This is a genomic window from Paenibacillus sp. J22P277 (assembly GCF_059383675.1).
In genome coordinates, this window is record NZ_JBXENS010000002.1 from 735,541 (window position 1) to 752,527 (window position 16,987).

15 protein-coding genes are annotated in these 16,987 nt (G+C 60.5%); 5 read left to right on the forward strand and 10 right to left on the reverse strand.

The annotated features are described in order from the left end of the window. Positions 1-145: 145 nt before the first annotated feature. The 5 genes from AC50YL_RS08055 to AC50YL_RS08075 all read right to left on the reverse strand — a co-directional run bounded on the left by AC50YL_RS08055 (position 146) and on the right by AC50YL_RS08075 (position 5,511). Positions 146-1,729, reverse strand: coding sequence for a stalk domain-containing protein (locus AC50YL_RS08055; protein WP_494830841.1), 1,584 nt, complete (start codon positions 1,727-1,729; stop codon positions 146-148). A 150-nt stretch (positions 1,730-1,879) separates the two neighbouring features. Next, positions 1,880-2,392 (reverse strand): acyl-CoA thioesterase, encoded by a 513-nt coding sequence (locus AC50YL_RS08060; protein ID WP_494831203.1) that lies wholly within the window; start codon positions 2,390-2,392, stop codon positions 1,880-1,882. Between the two features lie 5 nt (positions 2,393-2,397). Further along, positions 2,398-3,186, reverse strand: a complete 789-nt coding sequence (locus AC50YL_RS08065; RefSeq protein WP_494830842.1) for a polysaccharide deacetylase family protein — start codon at positions 3,184-3,186, stop codon at positions 2,398-2,400. Between the two features lie 256 nt (positions 3,187-3,442). Further along, complete coding sequence (locus AC50YL_RS08070; protein WP_494830844.1) at positions 3,443-4,564, reverse strand: phosphodiester glycosidase family protein; 1,122 nt, start codon at positions 4,562-4,564, stop codon at positions 3,443-3,445. A gap of 278 nt (positions 4,565-4,842) precedes the next feature. Then, positions 4,843-5,511, reverse strand: a complete 669-nt coding sequence (locus AC50YL_RS08075) for an MgtC/SapB family protein (RefSeq protein ID WP_494830846.1) — start codon at positions 5,509-5,511, stop codon at positions 4,843-4,845. A gap of 256 nt (positions 5,512-5,767) precedes the next feature. Here AC50YL_RS08075 and AC50YL_RS08080 point away from each other — a divergent pair, with 256 nt between their 5' ends. Continuing rightward, the gene (locus tag AC50YL_RS08080; protein WP_494831205.1) at positions 5,768-6,184 is read left to right on the forward strand and encodes an HIT family protein; all 417 of its coding nucleotides are present in this window, start codon (positions 5,768-5,770) and stop codon (positions 6,182-6,184) included. Between the two features lie 186 nt (positions 6,185-6,370). On the opposite strand, the gene htpG is transcribed toward AC50YL_RS08080, so the two are convergent. Continuing rightward, positions 6,371-8,263 carry a molecular chaperone HtpG gene (htpG, locus tag AC50YL_RS08085; protein ID WP_494830848.1) on the reverse strand — a complete coding sequence of 631 codons (1,893 nt, stop codon included), beginning with the start codon at positions 8,261-8,263 and terminating at the stop codon, positions 6,371-6,373. A 374-nt stretch (positions 8,264-8,637) separates the two neighbouring features. Here htpG and udk point away from each other — a divergent pair, with 374 nt between their 5' ends. The 4 genes from udk to AC50YL_RS08105 all read left to right on the forward strand — a co-directional run bounded on the left by udk (position 8,638) and on the right by AC50YL_RS08105 (position 11,543). Next, entirely contained in the window at positions 8,638-9,285 is a 648-nt protein-coding gene (udk, locus tag AC50YL_RS08090) for a uridine kinase (protein WP_494830850.1), read from the forward strand. A gap of 34 nt (positions 9,286-9,319) precedes the next feature. Next, positions 9,320-9,739, forward strand: a complete 420-nt coding sequence (locus AC50YL_RS08095) for an ester cyclase (RefSeq protein WP_494830852.1) — start codon at positions 9,320-9,322, stop codon at positions 9,737-9,739. 275 nt (positions 9,740-10,014) lie between these two features. Continuing rightward, positions 10,015-11,034, forward strand: coding sequence for a P-loop NTPase family protein (locus AC50YL_RS08100; RefSeq protein WP_494830854.1), 1,020 nt, complete (start codon positions 10,015-10,017; stop codon positions 11,032-11,034). After that, on the forward strand, positions 11,031-11,543 hold the full coding sequence (locus AC50YL_RS08105; protein ID WP_494830856.1) for an AAA family ATPase: 513 nt from the start codon (positions 11,031-11,033) through the stop codon (positions 11,541-11,543). The genes AC50YL_RS08100 and AC50YL_RS08105 overlap by 4 nt, the downstream gene beginning before the upstream one ends. Before the next feature lie 111 nt (positions 11,544-11,654). On the opposite strand, the gene AC50YL_RS08110 is transcribed toward AC50YL_RS08105, so the two are convergent. The 4 genes from AC50YL_RS08110 to AC50YL_RS08125 form a co-directional block, all read right to left on the reverse strand. Further along, on the reverse strand, positions 11,655-12,011 hold the full coding sequence (locus tag AC50YL_RS08110; protein ID WP_494830858.1) for a GNAT family N-acetyltransferase: 357 nt from the start codon (positions 12,009-12,011) through the stop codon (positions 11,655-11,657). A gap of 139 nt (positions 12,012-12,150) precedes the next feature. Next, complete coding sequence (locus AC50YL_RS08115; RefSeq protein ID WP_494830860.1) at positions 12,151-13,263, reverse strand: glycoside hydrolase family 18 protein; 1,113 nt, start codon at positions 13,261-13,263, stop codon at positions 12,151-12,153. A gap of 43 nt (positions 13,264-13,306) precedes the next feature. Continuing rightward, positions 13,307-15,067 (reverse strand): polysaccharide deacetylase, encoded by a 1,761-nt coding sequence (locus AC50YL_RS08120; RefSeq protein ID WP_494830862.1) that lies wholly within the window; start codon positions 15,065-15,067, stop codon positions 13,307-13,309. Between the two features lie 40 nt (positions 15,068-15,107). After that, complete coding sequence (locus AC50YL_RS08125) at positions 15,108-16,976, reverse strand: glycosyltransferase family 2 protein (protein ID WP_494830864.1); 1,869 nt, start codon at positions 16,974-16,976, stop codon at positions 15,108-15,110. Positions 16,977-16,987: the final 11 nt, after the last annotated feature.

Consider the following 16,987-nt stretch of genomic DNA (forward strand, 5'->3'; position numbering starts at 1 on the left):
ACCATGACTGGCTCCTTCATTGTAGGGATCGAACCTGAAGCAAAACTTAGCGCGACCTGATTGTTTGCTGAAAGCTTTCGCGCCGCGGAACCGCGAAACGACGAAAGACGCCCCGGCTCGCGGGACGTCTTCCCTCAACTGCTTATCAGGGCTTGCTCAGCTTCAACTGCTGAACGCCGCCGTTCTCCGGTATCGTAATGCTCGTATCCCCCGTCAACGCAACATCCCCGCCCGGTGAGCTGTACCGGCCCACTTCATACGTGCCCGGAGGCAGGAACAAGCCGAACTTCCCGCCGTCCACTTCCACGAACGTCATTAGATCGCCGTTCCGGTCGTTGATGCTTAGCATCCCGTTCTCCCCGTCGGCCTTGGCAATCACCGCGTTCACGTTGAGGGCCGGCAGACGGAGCAAGCCGAGATCCGCCTTGCGTTCGCGAACGCGAAGCTCGGTATCCGTCAGCACGTAAGAAGCGCCCCAACGTCCGACCGCGGTTAATTCGTAATCGCCGTCCGGGACATCGAAGTAGGCTGCCGAACCGGACCAATGCACGTCGGTGCGGCCGTAGGCGGAGCTCCCGGACTCGATCGTCAGTCTACCGTCCAGTACGGGTTTGCCGGACTCGTCCGCGATCGATAAATGCGGAATAGCCGGATTGGCGCCGATCGTCAGCCAGCTGCGAATGCCTTCGGATTGGGCCCTCTCGTAAGCCGAGGTGCCGTAGGAATCCGGCCGATACGGATCTGCGCCGTGCTGCAGCAGCAGCTGAATGACCTCGTAGCTGTGCGCTTGAACCGCTCTCGAAAGCGAATCGTCCATCGACGGATCCGCGCCGTAATCGAGCAGCAGCTTGACGATCTGCGCGCTTGGCTCGATCACCGTTTCCGTGTTGTCCGGATTCATCGACCAAATCGTGCCGCAGGCCGTCGTCAGCAGCTTGTCCTCCTGCGGCGGACCCAGCGTCGTATTGGGATCGAGGCCATGGGCGAGAAGCAGCTCCATCAGCTCCGCGTTGCCGTTCAGCACTACTTGGAACACGCGGTTCACCGCGTATGTCCCCCCATGCTCGAGCAGCACGCGCGCGGCTTCCGTTCGATTGAACAGCAGCGCGTAATCCAGCGCCGTATTATCGAGGAAAATCGTCGGCAGCTTCTTGTTGGCTTCGGCTCCGCGGCTGATCATCAGCTCGACGGTGGCGGCATCCCCGCTTCGGGCCGCCTCGAACAGCAGCTTCTGGAATCCGAGCACTTGCTGCTCGGAGTAGCCGATCGTAACGGTCCTGGCGCCCGCGGCGTATACGACGTCCTTGTCCAAGACGAGCGAAACGAACTTCGCAGGCACATACGTGCGGCCGGCCTGCACGATCGGCGGCGCAGGGAGCACGAAGGTCTGCTTGCCTTTAACCGCTTTGGCGGAGCCTAATTCGCCTTGCACTTGAACGGATCCGCGAACCGCGGTAATCCGGCCGTTTTTCGTTTGGAAAGAAACGCCGGCCGCATCGAAAAACGCTTTTGCCGGAAACATCAATTTGCCGGCTATCAAGACCGGCGGGCTGGTAAGCTTGAGCGGCTGGCGGTCCAGCACGACCGCGATAGGAGCATTCGCGCCCGCGGTCCGCGAGTTCGGCCCAGGTGCCGCATCGGCAGCCGGCGCGCTTGCGAAGAGCGTCAGCATGCTTGCCAGTCCCAGCAGAAAAAGTCGGTATAATGCCTTCGTTGCCCGGTGTTTCATCGTGACTCCCCCAACGTATGAATTTCATGTAAATTTCCTTTTCTATGAAGTTTTACCATATATGAATATCGGCGTCCACCGGTTTCTCGGAAATCGAAATAAGCCCCGCCGCATCCAGGATGCGCGGGGCTTGCGGCATGTCAACGGATCTTACTCCCACGGATACTTCGTCAGCAAATAATCCGCGAACTTCTTGCTTTCTTCCCGGCGGTGCTTCCGCATCTGCGTGCGGTATTCGGCCGTCTCGTGCAGCTTCCTTTCCTCTTCCGTCTCCGGAATGACCTGCGGCACGGGAATCGGCCGGTTGTCGTCGTCCAAGGCGACGAAGGTGAGGAACGCGGTCGCCGCGATGGCGCGATTGCCGCTGTTCATGTCTTCGCGGATGACTTTCACGAACACTTCCATCGAACTCGTTCCCGTATGGGTGATGAAGGATTCCAGCGAGACCGAATCGCTCGGCCGAATCGGATACAGGAAATCCACGGAGTCCGTGGACGCCGTGACGGCCGTGGCCCGGCACAGCTTGGAGACGGAGATGGAGGCGATGTCGTCGATATAGGACATCAGCTTGCCGCCGAAGAGCGTATTGTGATTGTTGACGTCGGTCGGAAACACGCGGGATACTTTGAAGCAGCGCGTTTCGCGGATGAATTTGGCTTCCATGCGGTTCACTTCGCTCTCTTAGAATTAGAAGAATCGGGATTTCTAAAAGAAGAGTTCGAGGCCGGAAGCAATTCTCCTGTTTTATCCGCGATGAGCTCGGATACGGTCACGAGCCGATAGCCCCTTCGCTCGAGCTCCGGCAGGATGATCCGCAGCGCGTTCACCGTATGCATGGAGCCGGAGACGTAATCGTGCAGCAGCACGATGTCGCCGTTGCGCGCGTTCTTCAGCACTTTGTTGACGATATGCCGCACCCCGGGGCTTCGCCAGTCCTCGGTATCCTGATGCCAGGACCACAGGACCGTCGTATAGCCGAGCTTGCCGGCGATGTCGAGCATCGCGTCGCTGTAGTAGCCGCCGGGCGGACGGAACAGGAACGGCTTTTTGCCCGTCAGTGCGACGAGCGCGCGGTCCGTGCGGGCGATTTCCCTCCGAATGGTGTCGGACTTGACCCCTCTGGTGAAGAACACATGGTTGAACGTATGGTTGGCGACCTCATGCCCATCCGCGACCTCCCGTTTGACGATGTCCGGAAACTCCTCGACGCGGTGGCCGATGACGAAAAAGGTCGCTTTGGCATGATACTGCTTCAGCAGGTCGAGAATCTGGACCGTCGTGTCGGGGTCGGGGCCGTCGTCGAACGTCAACGCCAGCTCCTTGCGCTCCAGCGGCAATTCCCAAATGATATCGCCCCGGCTTTCGTAGAAATGCCGGTCTTTTCGGGGGACCTGAAACCCGCAAAGCAAGACGACGCAAAGCGCGACGGCCACTAACCGCCCTAAATAATGCCGCATACTGCTCCTCCCTTGGCGAATCGGCAACTGAACGTGCAATCAATTCTTACTATGGCTTGGCGACCGGCATTTTATGCCGAAAGCGGCTTTATCCGGGACGGCTCGACGTTCATTCCGGCAGGCGGACGCGGGCATAAAAAAAGAACGCCCGAAGGCGTTCCGTGTCGTAAGATGGCAGAATGCGATTTTGCGCTGCATGTGATCGAATGCAATTTGCTTTGGAGGCCGATAGAATCGTGCCAAACGGCGGCCGAGATCAAGACGCCGTCTGCGTCCGCGGCTTCGAGGAATCGAAATGCTCCATGTCGATCCCGCTCCAGATGTTGCCCGAATCGAATTTCTCCGGATGGTCGAACACGAGGAACGCGGACGGCAGGTAACGCATGCCGTACTTGCTCGACGGCTTGTTGACGATCGCGTCGTCCTTCACGAGCACGGTCGAGGAGCCCCCGTCCAGGTTCGCGGCCGTAACCGCGCCCCGCGCGATCAGCAGCTTCTGAATGTCGTACAGCGTCGCGCCGACGGAATAACCCGGCTGGCGGCCGTCGATGACGACGAACATGATCGTGCCGTCCTTCTGCTGCGCCATGACGGTCCGCGGGGCGATGCCCCAGCCGTCTGCTTCGTTCTTGATCAAGCCTTTGCCGTTGACGATGAACTTCGGCTGGAACGTGACGGCGTCCGTGACACCCATGTCCAGCAATTGCTGCGGCTTATAGCGGCCGGCGACCATCAAGCCGTCCCGGTCGATGCCGACGACGTTGACGGACGCCTGCATGCCGTCGCCCTTGTACAGCACCTTGCCGCCGGACATCACGATGCCCGCCGGCTTGAAGCCGTTGCCGTCCCAGTTCGGGTCGTCGAACGCGCCGCCGTTCACGCCGGCGATGGCTCCGGTGCGCTTCACCATGCTGAGCACCGTTTCGCCGGAGCCGATGATGCTCGTCGTGGCGACGCGGATCATTTTCGGATCGTGCACGTACATGATGTAGCCCTTGTACTTCGCGGTCGAGATCCGCTCCAGCTGCACGTCGCTCGCGGGATGCGCGGCCAGATCGACGTTGTGCTCGTCCTTGATTTGTCCCATCTCGTCGAATTTCTTCGTGTAATCCGCGACGCGGCGGTCCAGCTCGCTCTGGCCGATCAAGTATTTCGCCAAGTACCGGTGCTGGCTCGTGATGAGCGTGTCCGCCATCATATAGCGAAGGTCCGACCCCGACGGCGTCAGGTAGAACCAGCCGGTGCCGCCCAGTATAATGGCCACGACGCCTGCAAATGCTATCGCTAACCGTCTTCTCCACCGTTTGGGCTTCTTCATGTTCTTATGCCGTTTGCTTCTATAGGTAGGCTCGAAGGGAGCCTGCGTTTGCTTACTCATGCGCTTCTCCTTTGTAGGTCGTAGTTGCGATTCTTCGCGCGAAATCAGAACAAAGCTTATCGCCTTGCCGTTCATCCATCTACTATACGCCCGATATCTTAAGAGAATATGAAATTCCGCCGTGCAAATGATGGAAGCACGGCGGATGGCAAACGCTGCCTATTCATCAGCGCGCGGCAACGACTATTGCTTGCGTTTGCGCGCATTCGGAACCGCGCGCCGCTTCGGAAACGGGGTGCCGCATGCGACGGCTCCCCTATTCTTGCAAGCCCCAAAGCTCACTGTACGTCGACGCTCAGCACCTGCGGCACCCGCTGAATGAGCGGCAGCAGCTTCTCCGCCTCGCTCGCAGCCGGCACTTTAAGCGTCAACTCAAGCTGCAGTTCCCTCGAATCGCCATCGCCCGCTTTCTCCGCGCGGAACTGCAGCACCGTGATGCCCGCTGCCCGGAGCGCGGCCTGCAGGGCGTCCATGGCGCCGTCCTCGTCGGCGAGCCGGATGGCCAGCTGTTCGCTCTTCGGCGAGGCCACCCAGCCGAATCCGCTGTGCAGCAGCTTCTGCGCGGCGAGAATCAGCACCGTCACCCCGATGCCGAGCACGTATAAATTCGCGCCGATCGCCATCCCGATGCCGGCCGTCGTCCAGATGCCGGCGGCGGTCGTGAGTCCTTTGACCGTCTGCCGCTGCATGAAGATCATGCCCGCTCCGAGGAAGCCGACGCCGCTCACGACCTGCGCCGCGATCCGGGAAGGGTCGAGGGCGATGCTCGTGTCGCCCTGCAGGTCCTTGAAGCCGTATTTGGAAATCACCATCATAAGCGCCGCGCCCGCGGCTACCACGAAGTGCGTCCGGATGCCCGCTTCCTTCATCCGGCTCTTGCGCTCATACCCGATCAGCAGGCCGCAAATGCCCGCGACGACCACTCTCAGCAGCATGACGTATTCCATTTCTCCTGCCTCCTTCCGTTCTCTATATGTACGCCCGATTGCGGCCATTCAAACATCCCGGATGCATGCGCTCGTCGATTCAGCAGTTTCGTCCGTTAGGCCGGCTTCTACTTGGGGAAGGAATGTACCGAGAAAGCGAGTGCGTACGTCCGGCCGAGGAGGTATGATGAGGAAACGAACTTCTGCTTTGGACGCGGAGATCCGATTCGCTGCCATCGTACGAACTCGCCAACCCGAAACGGAGGTGCGCGCTGCCATGGAATGCCTCGGCTGCAGAATCGCGAACGGAACCGAGCCCGGCGTTAACGTCGTGTACGAGAATGAACATGTCGCCTGCGTGCTCGATATTGCGCCCTTTAATGAAGGCCATCTGCTCATTTTGCCCAAGCGGCACTTCTGGGATGTAGAGGAGACGGATACCGCCACGGCCTATGCCATCATGGATGCGTCCAAGGAGCTGTCCGCTCTGCTCAAGCTAGCCTTCCGCCCGGACGGCATCACCGTCTGCCAGAACGGGGGCCGCTTCAACGACCTCGGCCACTATCACATGCATCTCATCCCCCGTTATGCCGGAGACGGATTCGCCTGGAGCGAGCCGCTCCATCCGCACGGCGCGGAACGGCGGCTCGCGGAGACGAGAGCGAAGCTGGTCGCGGCGCTTCATGCGCAATAAAGCTAATGCCGGTCCCCGGCACACATAAGCAAATCGTCCTCGGCACGAAGACATCCGCCGTTCGGCGGAGCAGCTTGTCCCTTGCCGGCGCTTGCTCAAGCCCATTCATCCGCCGGGCGGATGACGAGGCAAAAGAAACGCCGCTTGCGCGGAGCGCGAGCGGCGTTTTTCGTTTATATTTTTCGTTTATACCATTACTTTGCAAATATCGTTCGTGAACGCCACCGGATCCTGGATCGGCAGGCCTTCGATCAGCAGCGCCTGGTTGTACAGCAATTGCGTGTACAGGTTCAGCTTCTCGTTGTCCTTCTCCGCCGCTTCCTTCAGCGACTGGAACACGGGATGGTTCACGTTGATTTCCAGCACCTTCTCGGCATGCACGTTCTCGTTGTTCGGCATCGCGCTCAGGATCTTCTCCATCTCGATGGACAGCTCGCCCTCGCTCGTGAGGCAGACCGGATGGCTCTTGAGGCGCTTGGACGCCTTGACCTTGGTCACTTTGCCGCCAAGCAGCGTCTGCATCTGCTCGAACAGCGCCTTGCTGCCCGCTTCTTCCGCTTCCGGCTTGTCGTCGTCCGCGTCCGGCTCGATGCCGAGGTCGCCGCTCGAGACCGACTTGAACGTCTTGTCCTTGTAGGTCATGATCGACTTGATCGCGAACTCGTCGATGTCGTCCGTGAAATACAGAATCTCGTAGCCTTTGTCCGACACGAGCTCCGTCTGCGGAAGCTTCTCGATGCGCTCGATGGAGCTGCCGGACGCGTAATAGACGAACTTCTGGTCTTCCGGCATACGGGCGATGTATTCGTCCAGCGAGACCAGCTTGTTCTCCTTGGAGGAGTGGAACAGCAGCAGGTCCTGCAGCACGTCCTTGTTCATGCCGTAGTCGCCGTACACGCCGAATTTCAGCTGGCGGCCGAACGATTTGTAGAATTTCTCGTAATTGTCGCGCTCGTCCTTCAGCAGGCTGAGCAGCGTGCTCTTGATCTTGTTCTTGATGTTCTTCGCGATCAAGGTCAGCTGGCGGTCATGCTGCAGCATCTCGCGGGAGATGTTGAGGGACAGGTCCTCGGAATCCACCATGCCCTTCACGAAGCTGAAGTAATCCGGGAGCAGGTCCGCGCATTTGTCCATGATCAGGACGCCGTTGGAGTACAGCTCGAGGCCCTTCTCGTATTCCTTCGTGTAGTAGTCGAACGGCGTGCTCTCCGGAACGTACAGAATCGCGCGGTAGACGACCGCGCCGTCCGCGCTGATGTGGATATGCTTCAGCGGCTTGTCGAAGCCGTAGCGCTTCTCGTGGTAGAACTGCTCGTAGTCGGCGTCGGTCAGCTCGCTCTTGTTCTTGCGCCAGATCGGCACCATGCTGTTGATCGTCTGTTCCTCGACGTACGACTCGAACTCCGGCTCCTCGCCTTCGGCGGCGTCTGCCTTCGGGCGTTGGCCTTTGATATCCATCTTGATCGGGTAGCGGATGAAATCGGAATATTTCTTGACGATGGCGCGAAGGCGGTACTCCTCGAGAAACTCGTCGTAATTGTCGTCCTCGGTGTTCGGCTTGATGTGCAGCACGATTTCCGTGCCGACCGCGGCTTTGTCCGCCGGCACGATCGTGTAGCCGTCCGCGCCTTCGGATTCCCACCGGAACGCCTCGGCGCTGCCGAGCGCGCGGCTCGTGACCGTGACGCGGTCCGCCACCATGAACGCCGCGTAGAAGCCGACGCCGAACTGGCCGATGATGTTATGGCCGTCCTTGCTCTCGTTCTCTTTCTTGAAGGAAAGCGAACCGCTCTTCGCGATGACGCCGAGGTTGGTTTCCAGCTCTTCCTGCGTCATGCCGATCCCGGTGTCGGCGAGCGTCAGCGTGCGGTTTTCCTTGTCGGCTGTGATTTTGACGAAATAGTCGGCGGCGTTGAACGCGATGTTGTCGTCGGTCAGCGCCTTATAGTAGATTTTATCGATCGCGTCGCTTGCGTTGGAGATCAGTTCCCGCAGGAAAATTTCCCGCTGCGTGTAAATGGAGTTGATCATCATTTCCAGCAGTCGTTTGGACTCTGCCTTGAACTCTTGCTTCACCATGTTACGGAATGCCTCCCCAAAGGATTGAAGTTGTTAGCACTCTAATCATCGGAGTGCTAACGCTACTCCATTTATAGCATATTTCATAGGCTCGGCTCAAGTCCGAACGCGCAGAAATCTCGCTAATCGCGTTAATTGTTTACGCTGTCAAAGATTCGCGAATGCCCGCTCTGCCGCGCCGCTGCCGAGTCGTCCGGTTTCCGCCGGCTGCGCCGCTGCTTCCTTGGCTTGCCGCGAAGACGTCCATGCCGGCCCTACGCCGATGCGGTCTGCGGCGGCTGACAAAAAGTGCATGGCCGCGGCGGGATGAAATGCTGGCCGGGATTATGCTACAATACGAGGATTGAACACCGCCAAGGAGGCTGCTTTGCATTATGCTTATCATCGGGATCGCCGGGGGCACCGGCTCCGGCAAAACGACGGTCGCGCGCTCCGTCATCGAACAGCTCGGCACGAGCGAAGTCACGTTCATCTCGCAGGACAATTACTACAAGGATCATCCCCACCTCTCGTTTCCCGAACGGGAGGCGCTGAACTACGACCATCCGCTCGTATTCGACAACGAGCTGCTGATCGCGGACTTGAAACGGCTTCGGGACGGCCTGGCCGTGCAGGCGCCGGTGTACGACTTTGCCGCCCACGCCCGTTCCAAGACCGAGACGGTCGGCCTGCAGCCGAATCCGATCATCATCCTCGAAGGGCTGCACGTGCTGTCGGACGAGAACCTGCGGGCGCTGCTGAACATCAAGGTGTTCGTCGACACCGACCCCGACGTTCGCATTCTCCGCCGCGTGCTGCGGGACATCGAAGAGCGCGGACGGACGATCCAATCCATTCACCATCAATACTTGACCTCGGTCAAGCCGATGCATGAGGCGTTCATCGAGCCGTCCAAAAAATACGCGGACATCATCATTCCCGAAGGCGGCGAGAACCAGATCGGCATCGAGCTGCTGACGACGCTCACGGAGAAGTATTTGAAGAACGGCGGAACTGCCGCGCGAGACGCTGCCGATAGATAAGATAAAATAAGAGAAATAAGAGGAGGCGGACGGGATGAGCGCAGCGGACGCGGTACGGGGATTTTTCGAACAAGTGCGTTCCGGGCTGAATCCGGACGCGGCGCATGTCTTCATGGCCGAACGGGTGCTTGCGCATCAAGTCACGTCGGAGGACGAGGTCGCCGTCGAGCGTTCGCCCGCCGATTATGCGGCGCATGTCCGCGAGATGCAGGAAGCCTACGGATCGTTCGCCGTCGTCGTCGAAGAGCTGATCGCCCAAGACGACCGCGTCTACGTGCGTTGGCGGCAGACGGGGTTCCATGTCGGCGAGGCCGACGGCTTCGCGCCGACGGGCAAGCCGGTCGTCGAGATCGCGAGCGCGGTCTATCGCGTGGCGGACGGGAAGATCGCGGAATACTGGATCCAGATCGACCGGCAAGGGATTCGGGTGCAGCTGGAGCGGAACGCGGAGTAGCTGCTAGATACATACGGAGTAGCTGCGAAATAAACGCGGAGTGATCGTTTCCTCATAGATAACGCCGCCGGACATCGTCGCGAGGCGGTCGGTAACGAACGAATATCAGCACGCCGGTGCTGGTATTTTTTCGTTTCTTTTTCTTTTCCCGCCTATGCAGCATCCCCCGCTTATTATACAGTGATAGAAAAGGACGCGTCTCCAACGCTTAGCCTCCTAGACACCCCATTCGTCCTGATCATGAAACTCCCACCCCCCCTATCGAGGTGACCATCATGGACCCAGCTAAGCCTGATCCGCTGCACGAATCTACGCACGACGACGTTCGCTTAATCCTGATTGAGGGCATTCCCGGATCCGGAAAATCCACGAGCGCGCAGTACGTCTCGCATCAGCTCGGCCGTCTTGGCGTACCGCACAAATGGTGGTACGAAGAAGAACGAGGCCATCCCGTATACATCTATGATGACTACGCCTCCATGCTGCCGATCGTCGATCGGCTGAGAAACGGCGATTACGCGGCGCTCATCGAGGCGGCGCTCCGGCAATGGCAGGCATTTGCCGCAAGCGTCCGATCGTCGGACATAACCGTGATCGCGGACAGCTGCTTATTCGGCTATTTGACGTGGAGCCTATTTCCCTGCAACGTGCCGGAAAGGGAGATTTTGCGGTATATCCGGGATGTCGAACAAATCATCCTCCCCCTGAATCCGCGCCTGATCTATTTTCGGCAAACCGATATCGGCGCTGCATTGAAGGCGATCACCGCGCGAAGAGGCGGGGACACGGAGGCGAATTGGATCCGGTCTGCCACCGGATCGGCTTATGGCATGGCAAGGGGACTGCATGGATTCGAAGGCATGACCGCATATTGGACGGACTACCGGCGTTTAACGGATCATGCATTCGAAGCTTGGCATGGCGCTAAGCTCGCCGTCGATAATTCGGCAGGCGATTGGCCGGCCTATTATCGCGATATTTCGGCCTTTCTTGGCCTCCGGCAAGTACAGCCGGCGATCCCACGCCTCGATCCGGATCTTGCCGGCATTTACCGTTCGGACGAGGAAGGACTTCCCGATTGCACCATCGGGCTCGAGTCGGGGTGCATCGTCATCGACGGACTTCCCCGCGCTTGGAGACGGTCGCCGCTCCTGCCCGTTGCTCCCGGCCTGTTCCACGTGCAGTCCTTGCCGCTGCAGGTTCGTTTCGACGGACGGTCTTTTCATCTCGGCGGCCCCGATCTGCTGGACGGGCCTGTCGATTACCGGTTTACGAAGAAGGTGCATGACCCATGACGCCGCAGCGAATCCATATCATCGGCTCGGTCGGCAGCGGCAAGTCGACGTTGGCGCGCCGGCTCTCGGCCATGCTGGGCATCCCCCACCACGAAACGGACAACATCGTGTGGCGCCGGGCAGCGAACGGACCGGACATTCGCAACAGCGAGGAAACGAGGGACGCCCTGCTGAACGCCGCCCTCGATACCGGCAATTGGATCGTCGAAGGCGTGCACTATAAATGGCTCAAACGGAGTTTCGAGGAAGCCGACCTCATCATTTATTTGGATACGCCGATCTGGCGAAGGAACGTCCGCATCTTGAAACGCTTCGTCGTGCAGAAGCTCGGCATCGAGAAGGGCAATTACAAACAGACCTTCCGGATGCTTTACCGGATGTATCAATGGAATTACGGCCATGAACGCAGGGACAAGCGTGTCATTTTCGAGCTGCTGGCCCCTTACCGGGAGAAGCTGGTCGTTCTGACGGACAACACGGCCATCGAGCCGATGATCCGTTCTCGCTGACTCCGCGCCGAAGCGCCAAAAAAGCGCCGAAAGGCCAGCCCATGCCGTCCCTCCGGCGCTTATCCCGCTGCGTGCCGCGCTCATCCTTATCCAAGCTCCGCCCGCGTCATCCTACGCATGATCCGAATAATCCGCTTCCTTCTCGGATTTCTCCCACACGTCCGCGTATTCCGGGTTTCGCTTGAACTGCGCGAGCGCATACGAGCAGGCCGGGATGATCCTGCGGCCCTTCTCCCGCGCCTCGTCGACGACGAGGTTCAGCAGCTGCTTCGCCAGATTGCCGCCGCGATAGCGCGGATCGACGTACGTGTGGTCCAGGATCCACGTGTCCACGTCCACCAGCTTATACGTGATCTCGCCGATCGAACCGCCCACGCCTTTCAAAATATACCCGTTGCCGTGCTTCTCCGCGATAATGTCCTCCGCCGGCACGTTCTCCGGCCGTACTTCCCCTTGGTTCCCGTTCATGCAGCTCCACCTCCAGCGCAGTCTGATACCTGATCCTTAGTTATTCATTACCCCGCGCGGATGGTTTTGATACAGTCTTGAGGCAAGCGATCTCGAATGTCCGGAGCCAGGAACCGCTCGCATCTGGCCCTTAATGGACCTATTGACCGGCCTGCTTGAGGTACGCCTGCATGTCCTCCGAAAGCCCGCCTAGCCGCCAAAGCGCGATCTTATGCACGCCGGCGGCGCGAGCGACGCCGATCCAGCGCTCGAGCGTCTCCGCATCCGCGTACCAGACGGTATGCATGGCGCCGTCCCCGCCTTTGTAGCGAAAATGAAGGCTGCCGCTGGCGTCGTCGCGCACGGCCGCTTCCGCATTCCCGCCGCTCGCCAGCTCCGCCGCCTGCAGCTCCGTCACGGCGGTCGCCTGCTCGTCCGCCGCCCAATCGAAGCCCCCGAGCGACAGCGCGATCGCCTTGTCGCCGGGCAGCGACTCCATGCGCGCGGCCACCTGCGCGATGAAGGCATCGTCGGCCTTCGGACCGGGACCGCTGAAGCCGCCGTACAGGTTGTACGCCATCATCACGTAATCCGGTCCTTCCGGCAGGCGCAGCCGATCGAGCGGCGCGCGGGGCTCCAGCACGACGCGAAGCGTCTTGCCCTCGGCGCGGAGACGACCGTACAGATCGCCGATGAACAGGCCGTACTTATCCCAGTCGCCGTCCGGCACCCGTTCGTAATCGAGCTCCAGTCCGCCGAAGCCGTATGCGTCCGCCGACGCGAGCAGATCGCTCAAATGCTTGCCGCGGCTCGCCTCCGTCGCCATCAGCCGGGAGACCAGCGCCGGATCCTTCTCCTCCGCGGGAGAGCCGTCCGGCGCGAACCGGTCGTTCACGACGGTCAGCTGCGTCTCCCGCAACCCGCCGCGCCCGGCGGCGGCCAACGCCTCCGGCAGCGCCTTGCGGTCCTCCTCCGTGAAATACAGGCCGTCTCCCTCGCCGAAGTAAGCCGCGAAGGCCTGAACGCCGTCAAGGCCGGAAGCGATCGCGCCGAGGTCCCGCACGCCCGCTTCCCACTGCCAGTCCACGATCCAGGCCGACAGGGAAAGCGCCGGCTCGGGCTTGGAGGACGGCGCGTGCGCCGCATCCGAGCCGCCCGTATCCCGGTTCGCGAGCGCGGCGATGACGATCGCCGCCGCGGCCGCCGCCGTCACGACCGCGATACCCCAGCCGGTTCGTTTCCCGAGCCTCTTTCTCTTTCGCATGCTGGACATGCCCAGCCTCCGTTCAATTCCCGATTTCGCGCTTGCGCCGCGATCAGAACGTCTCGATGAACCAATTGACGACGTTATCGAAGCCGTGTCTCGCGCCGCTGATCACGCCCTGTAAGCCTTCGTTCGTATTGCGGTAGAGCACGCCCCGCCCGCCGTCGCCGCCCGCCGTCATCACCGTGACGTCCACGAAATGGCCGTCGTAGATATCGTCCTTCGCGTTCTGCTTGCTCGCCTCGGAGGCCAGCGCCACGCCGCCCTGCCGGATCGAAGCGTCGATGGCGCGCCCGCTCAGGATCTCTTCGCCGTCCACCTTCAGGCGTAGCTTGCCGCCCGTCAGCCCGACGCCGAGCTCCCGCGTCTGCTTGATGTTGACCGGAATGCCCTCGTCAAGCGTCAATCCCGACGCGGTCTGCGCCTTCGTATAGACGGCGGCCTTGCTGAGCGCCAGGTCTTCCTCGTCCCAAGCGACGTCGCTCAGCTTGCGGCCGAACAGCCGCTCCACGGCCTGACCCGGCTTCTTCTGCTCGACCGCGATCTCGTTGTCGGCGAGCACGACGCGGACGAAGGCATCCTTTGCCCGGTCGTAGCGCAGATACAGGCTTTGCTTGCCGACGACGTTGCCCGCGAGCTTGGCGGTCAACGCCACGTCGCCGTAAGCCTCGCTGCCTTTCAGGTATGCCAGTCCCGCTGCGCCGGCAGGCGACGTCAGCACGATCTCGTTCTCGTCGAACTCCGCCGCGCCGGCCGTCGTCTCCCAGCGCGACGCGCGCTTTCCGTCGCCCTGCACGAACGTCATCGGCTGACCGGCATCCTTGCCGACCTTCATCAGCAGATGGTTCGTCGACCAATACGGCGCCGGTTGTACCCGCGTCAGATCGTAAAGATTGCCGTCCTTCCCGTTGAACGCGGCGCCTTCGCGGGCGAAATGCATCTTGAACTGCCCTTCGATGTCCTTCTCGTTGATGTCCGTCACGAGCCGGTTCATGCCGTTCTGCAGCGAATTGGCGTGCATGATCATGTACAAACCCGGTACGAAGCCGAGCTTCTTCGTGTACGCGTCCTTCATCAGCGCATAGTCCTTCGTGATCCGCGCCTCCATCTGCTGGCGGTCTTCGATCGGAATCATGTTCTCGTCCCGCACGAAATCCATCAGGTAGTGATTGTAGTAAGCGACCTCGCTCTTGTTCTTCATTTGGCGCTCGGTCTTCTGTCCGAGTGAACGCCCTTCGGTATCGAACACGTTGATGTACGACAGGCGGTAGCCGTTGCTGCCGAGCTCCCAGAAACCCGTTTTGCGCATCTTGAGCATGTCCTTCGCCTGCAGGAATTTGTTGTCCCCGTTGCCGAGCTTGCCTGCGTAAGAGAGAAACGTCGCCTTGTCGTTGTACCGCTCCAGCAGCGGCTCGGCGAACAATGCGGAGTCGTTGCGACCGTCCTCGAAGGAGAGGAACAGCGCCTTGTCCGGCAAAGGCTTGCCTTCGTCGTAGTAATCCAGGATATCCTGCTGCGAGACCGTCCGGTAGCCTTGATCGTGCAGCGCCTTCAGCTGTTGGCTCAGCTCGTTCTTCGCGATGAGCTTCGGCGTTCCCGCGCGGCCCACGCCGAAGTACGACAGCGCGATGAATCCTTTGTCGCTGTTCCAGGCGCTCCGGTCCGGCTCGCCGTACTTGTCCACGCCCCATATCGCCTTGTAAATCAACGCCGCCACGACGAGTAGGAGGACGGCCTGCACGACCGTCTTACCCGCCTTGAAGCGATTTTTCCTGCGGTAATCCAGGGCGGTATCGCGTTTCCATATCGCCATTGCTGCCATCCCTCACCAAGAATCTTCCGGCGCGATAAGTTTATTGCCCCAAGCCGATTCGCTTTTTATTTTTGTTCTTCCGCGCTTCCTTGCGCTCCCGGGCTTCGATGTCCTGCGGCGTCTCGCGCGTGCCCCACGTGGACTTCCAGAACGTCACCCACGCGACCGGCATCTGCCAGAGCAGCACGAGCTCGTAGAAGATGCAGAAGACGAGCCCGAAGAGCCACAGCCTGCTTTTGCGGAACAAGAGATGCGCCAGACTCATGAGGAGCGCCATCATCAGGAGCCCCAGCAGGAACGTGCTCGGAAAGACATGGTGCACGAGCGGCACGTAGCCGAGGTTGTAGAGCACGATGACCGGCGCCGCGATCGGCACGACGAGGCCGATGTAGAAGAACAGCGCCATGAACGGCTCCTTGCGCCAGATGAAGCCTCCGGCGCGCAGCGATTCGCGCAGCCAAGAGCGTTTCCAGCGCATCTGCTGCTTCAGGAACACCCGCGTATCCGACGGCACGATCGTCGAGCAGATCGCCGAATCCTGATAGCCGGTGCGATGCGTCCGGAGAATGAAGTTGGTCATGCTGCGGTCGTCGCCGAAGGTCGCCGGCTGGCCGAGAAATTTCTGGTTCAGCCATGCGTCGCGATGCTTGAGGATCAATTCCTTGCGGTAGCAGGACAGCGGCCCGGACAGGCAAGTGACGCTGTCGAACCACGACTCCGCCGCCTTCATGATCCGGAAGGCGATGTAGTAGCGCACCGTCTGCAGCTTCGTGATCGTATTCGTGTATTTGTTCTCGACGTCCGTGCGGCCCGCGACCCCGCCCATGCGGGGGTCTTGGAACGGCTGCACCAAATGCCGGATCGCCGTCGGCTCCAGGAAGCTGTCGGAATCGACGAAGACGACCAGATTATGCTTCGCCATCTCCACGCCTTTGACGAGCGCGACGCGTTTGCCTCCGTTCTCCTCGAGCACGTGAAACTTTACGCGCTCCCGGGTGGAATAGCGCTCCGCCTCGTGATGGATGAGCGCGATGACCTCTTCGATGCGCGCCGCCGAATTGTCGAGCGACTTGTCGTCGACGACGATGATCTCCAGCTTGTCGATCGGATAGTCCTGATTGACGCAGCTGAGAATCGTCCGGTGAATCCATTCCTGCTCGTTGAAGCACGGAATGATGATGGAGACGCCGGGCGTATAATGCCGGTTGATCGGCACTTCCCGGTAGAGCGCCCCGAACAGGTAACGCGTCAGCAGGAACGCCGCGGCCGTCAGGCTGTACAGGTAGAGAATCAGATTGTATTTGAAATAGATGATGCTCTCCACGCGCATGAGCATGATCAGGCAGACAGCCAGGAACAGCGCGCCGCTCGCCGTATAGACGGAATACCCCCAGCGCTTCCGCTGAAAATAACTGGTCAGCGGCTTCGCGAACTCGAGCGCCAGCATTCGCTGCTCCTGCCCGTCCTCCAGCTCGCGGGTAAACGTCCGGACGACGGCCGCGTCGAGCTTGACGGCGGACTCGAAGCCCTCCGGCATCGTGCCCGGCGGAATCTGGAAGCGCATCTTCACGGTTTGGCCGACGACGTAGCGGCTATCGGAAGGCGCCAGCGCCACGAGAATGCCGGTCGACGAGATGTCGACCGCCTTCCCCCAGTAACCGGATCGCTTCGTCTGCCGCGGGCCGATCATCGCGACGTCGAAGTCCGCGACGTAACGCAGGCTGAGCAGACGCAGCCGCTCGAGGTAGCGCGCGTCCTCTTCCTGCTCGCCCTTCGCCTCGGCTTTGCCGCCCCTGCGGTCGGCTTGCGCCCGGATCCGTTCGGGATCCGGCACGTTCGAGAGGGTCCGGCGGTCGCCGCGCGGGACGGACAGCACCTCGACGATTTTCTTTTTGTCTCGTTTGTTCACGATAAGTAATC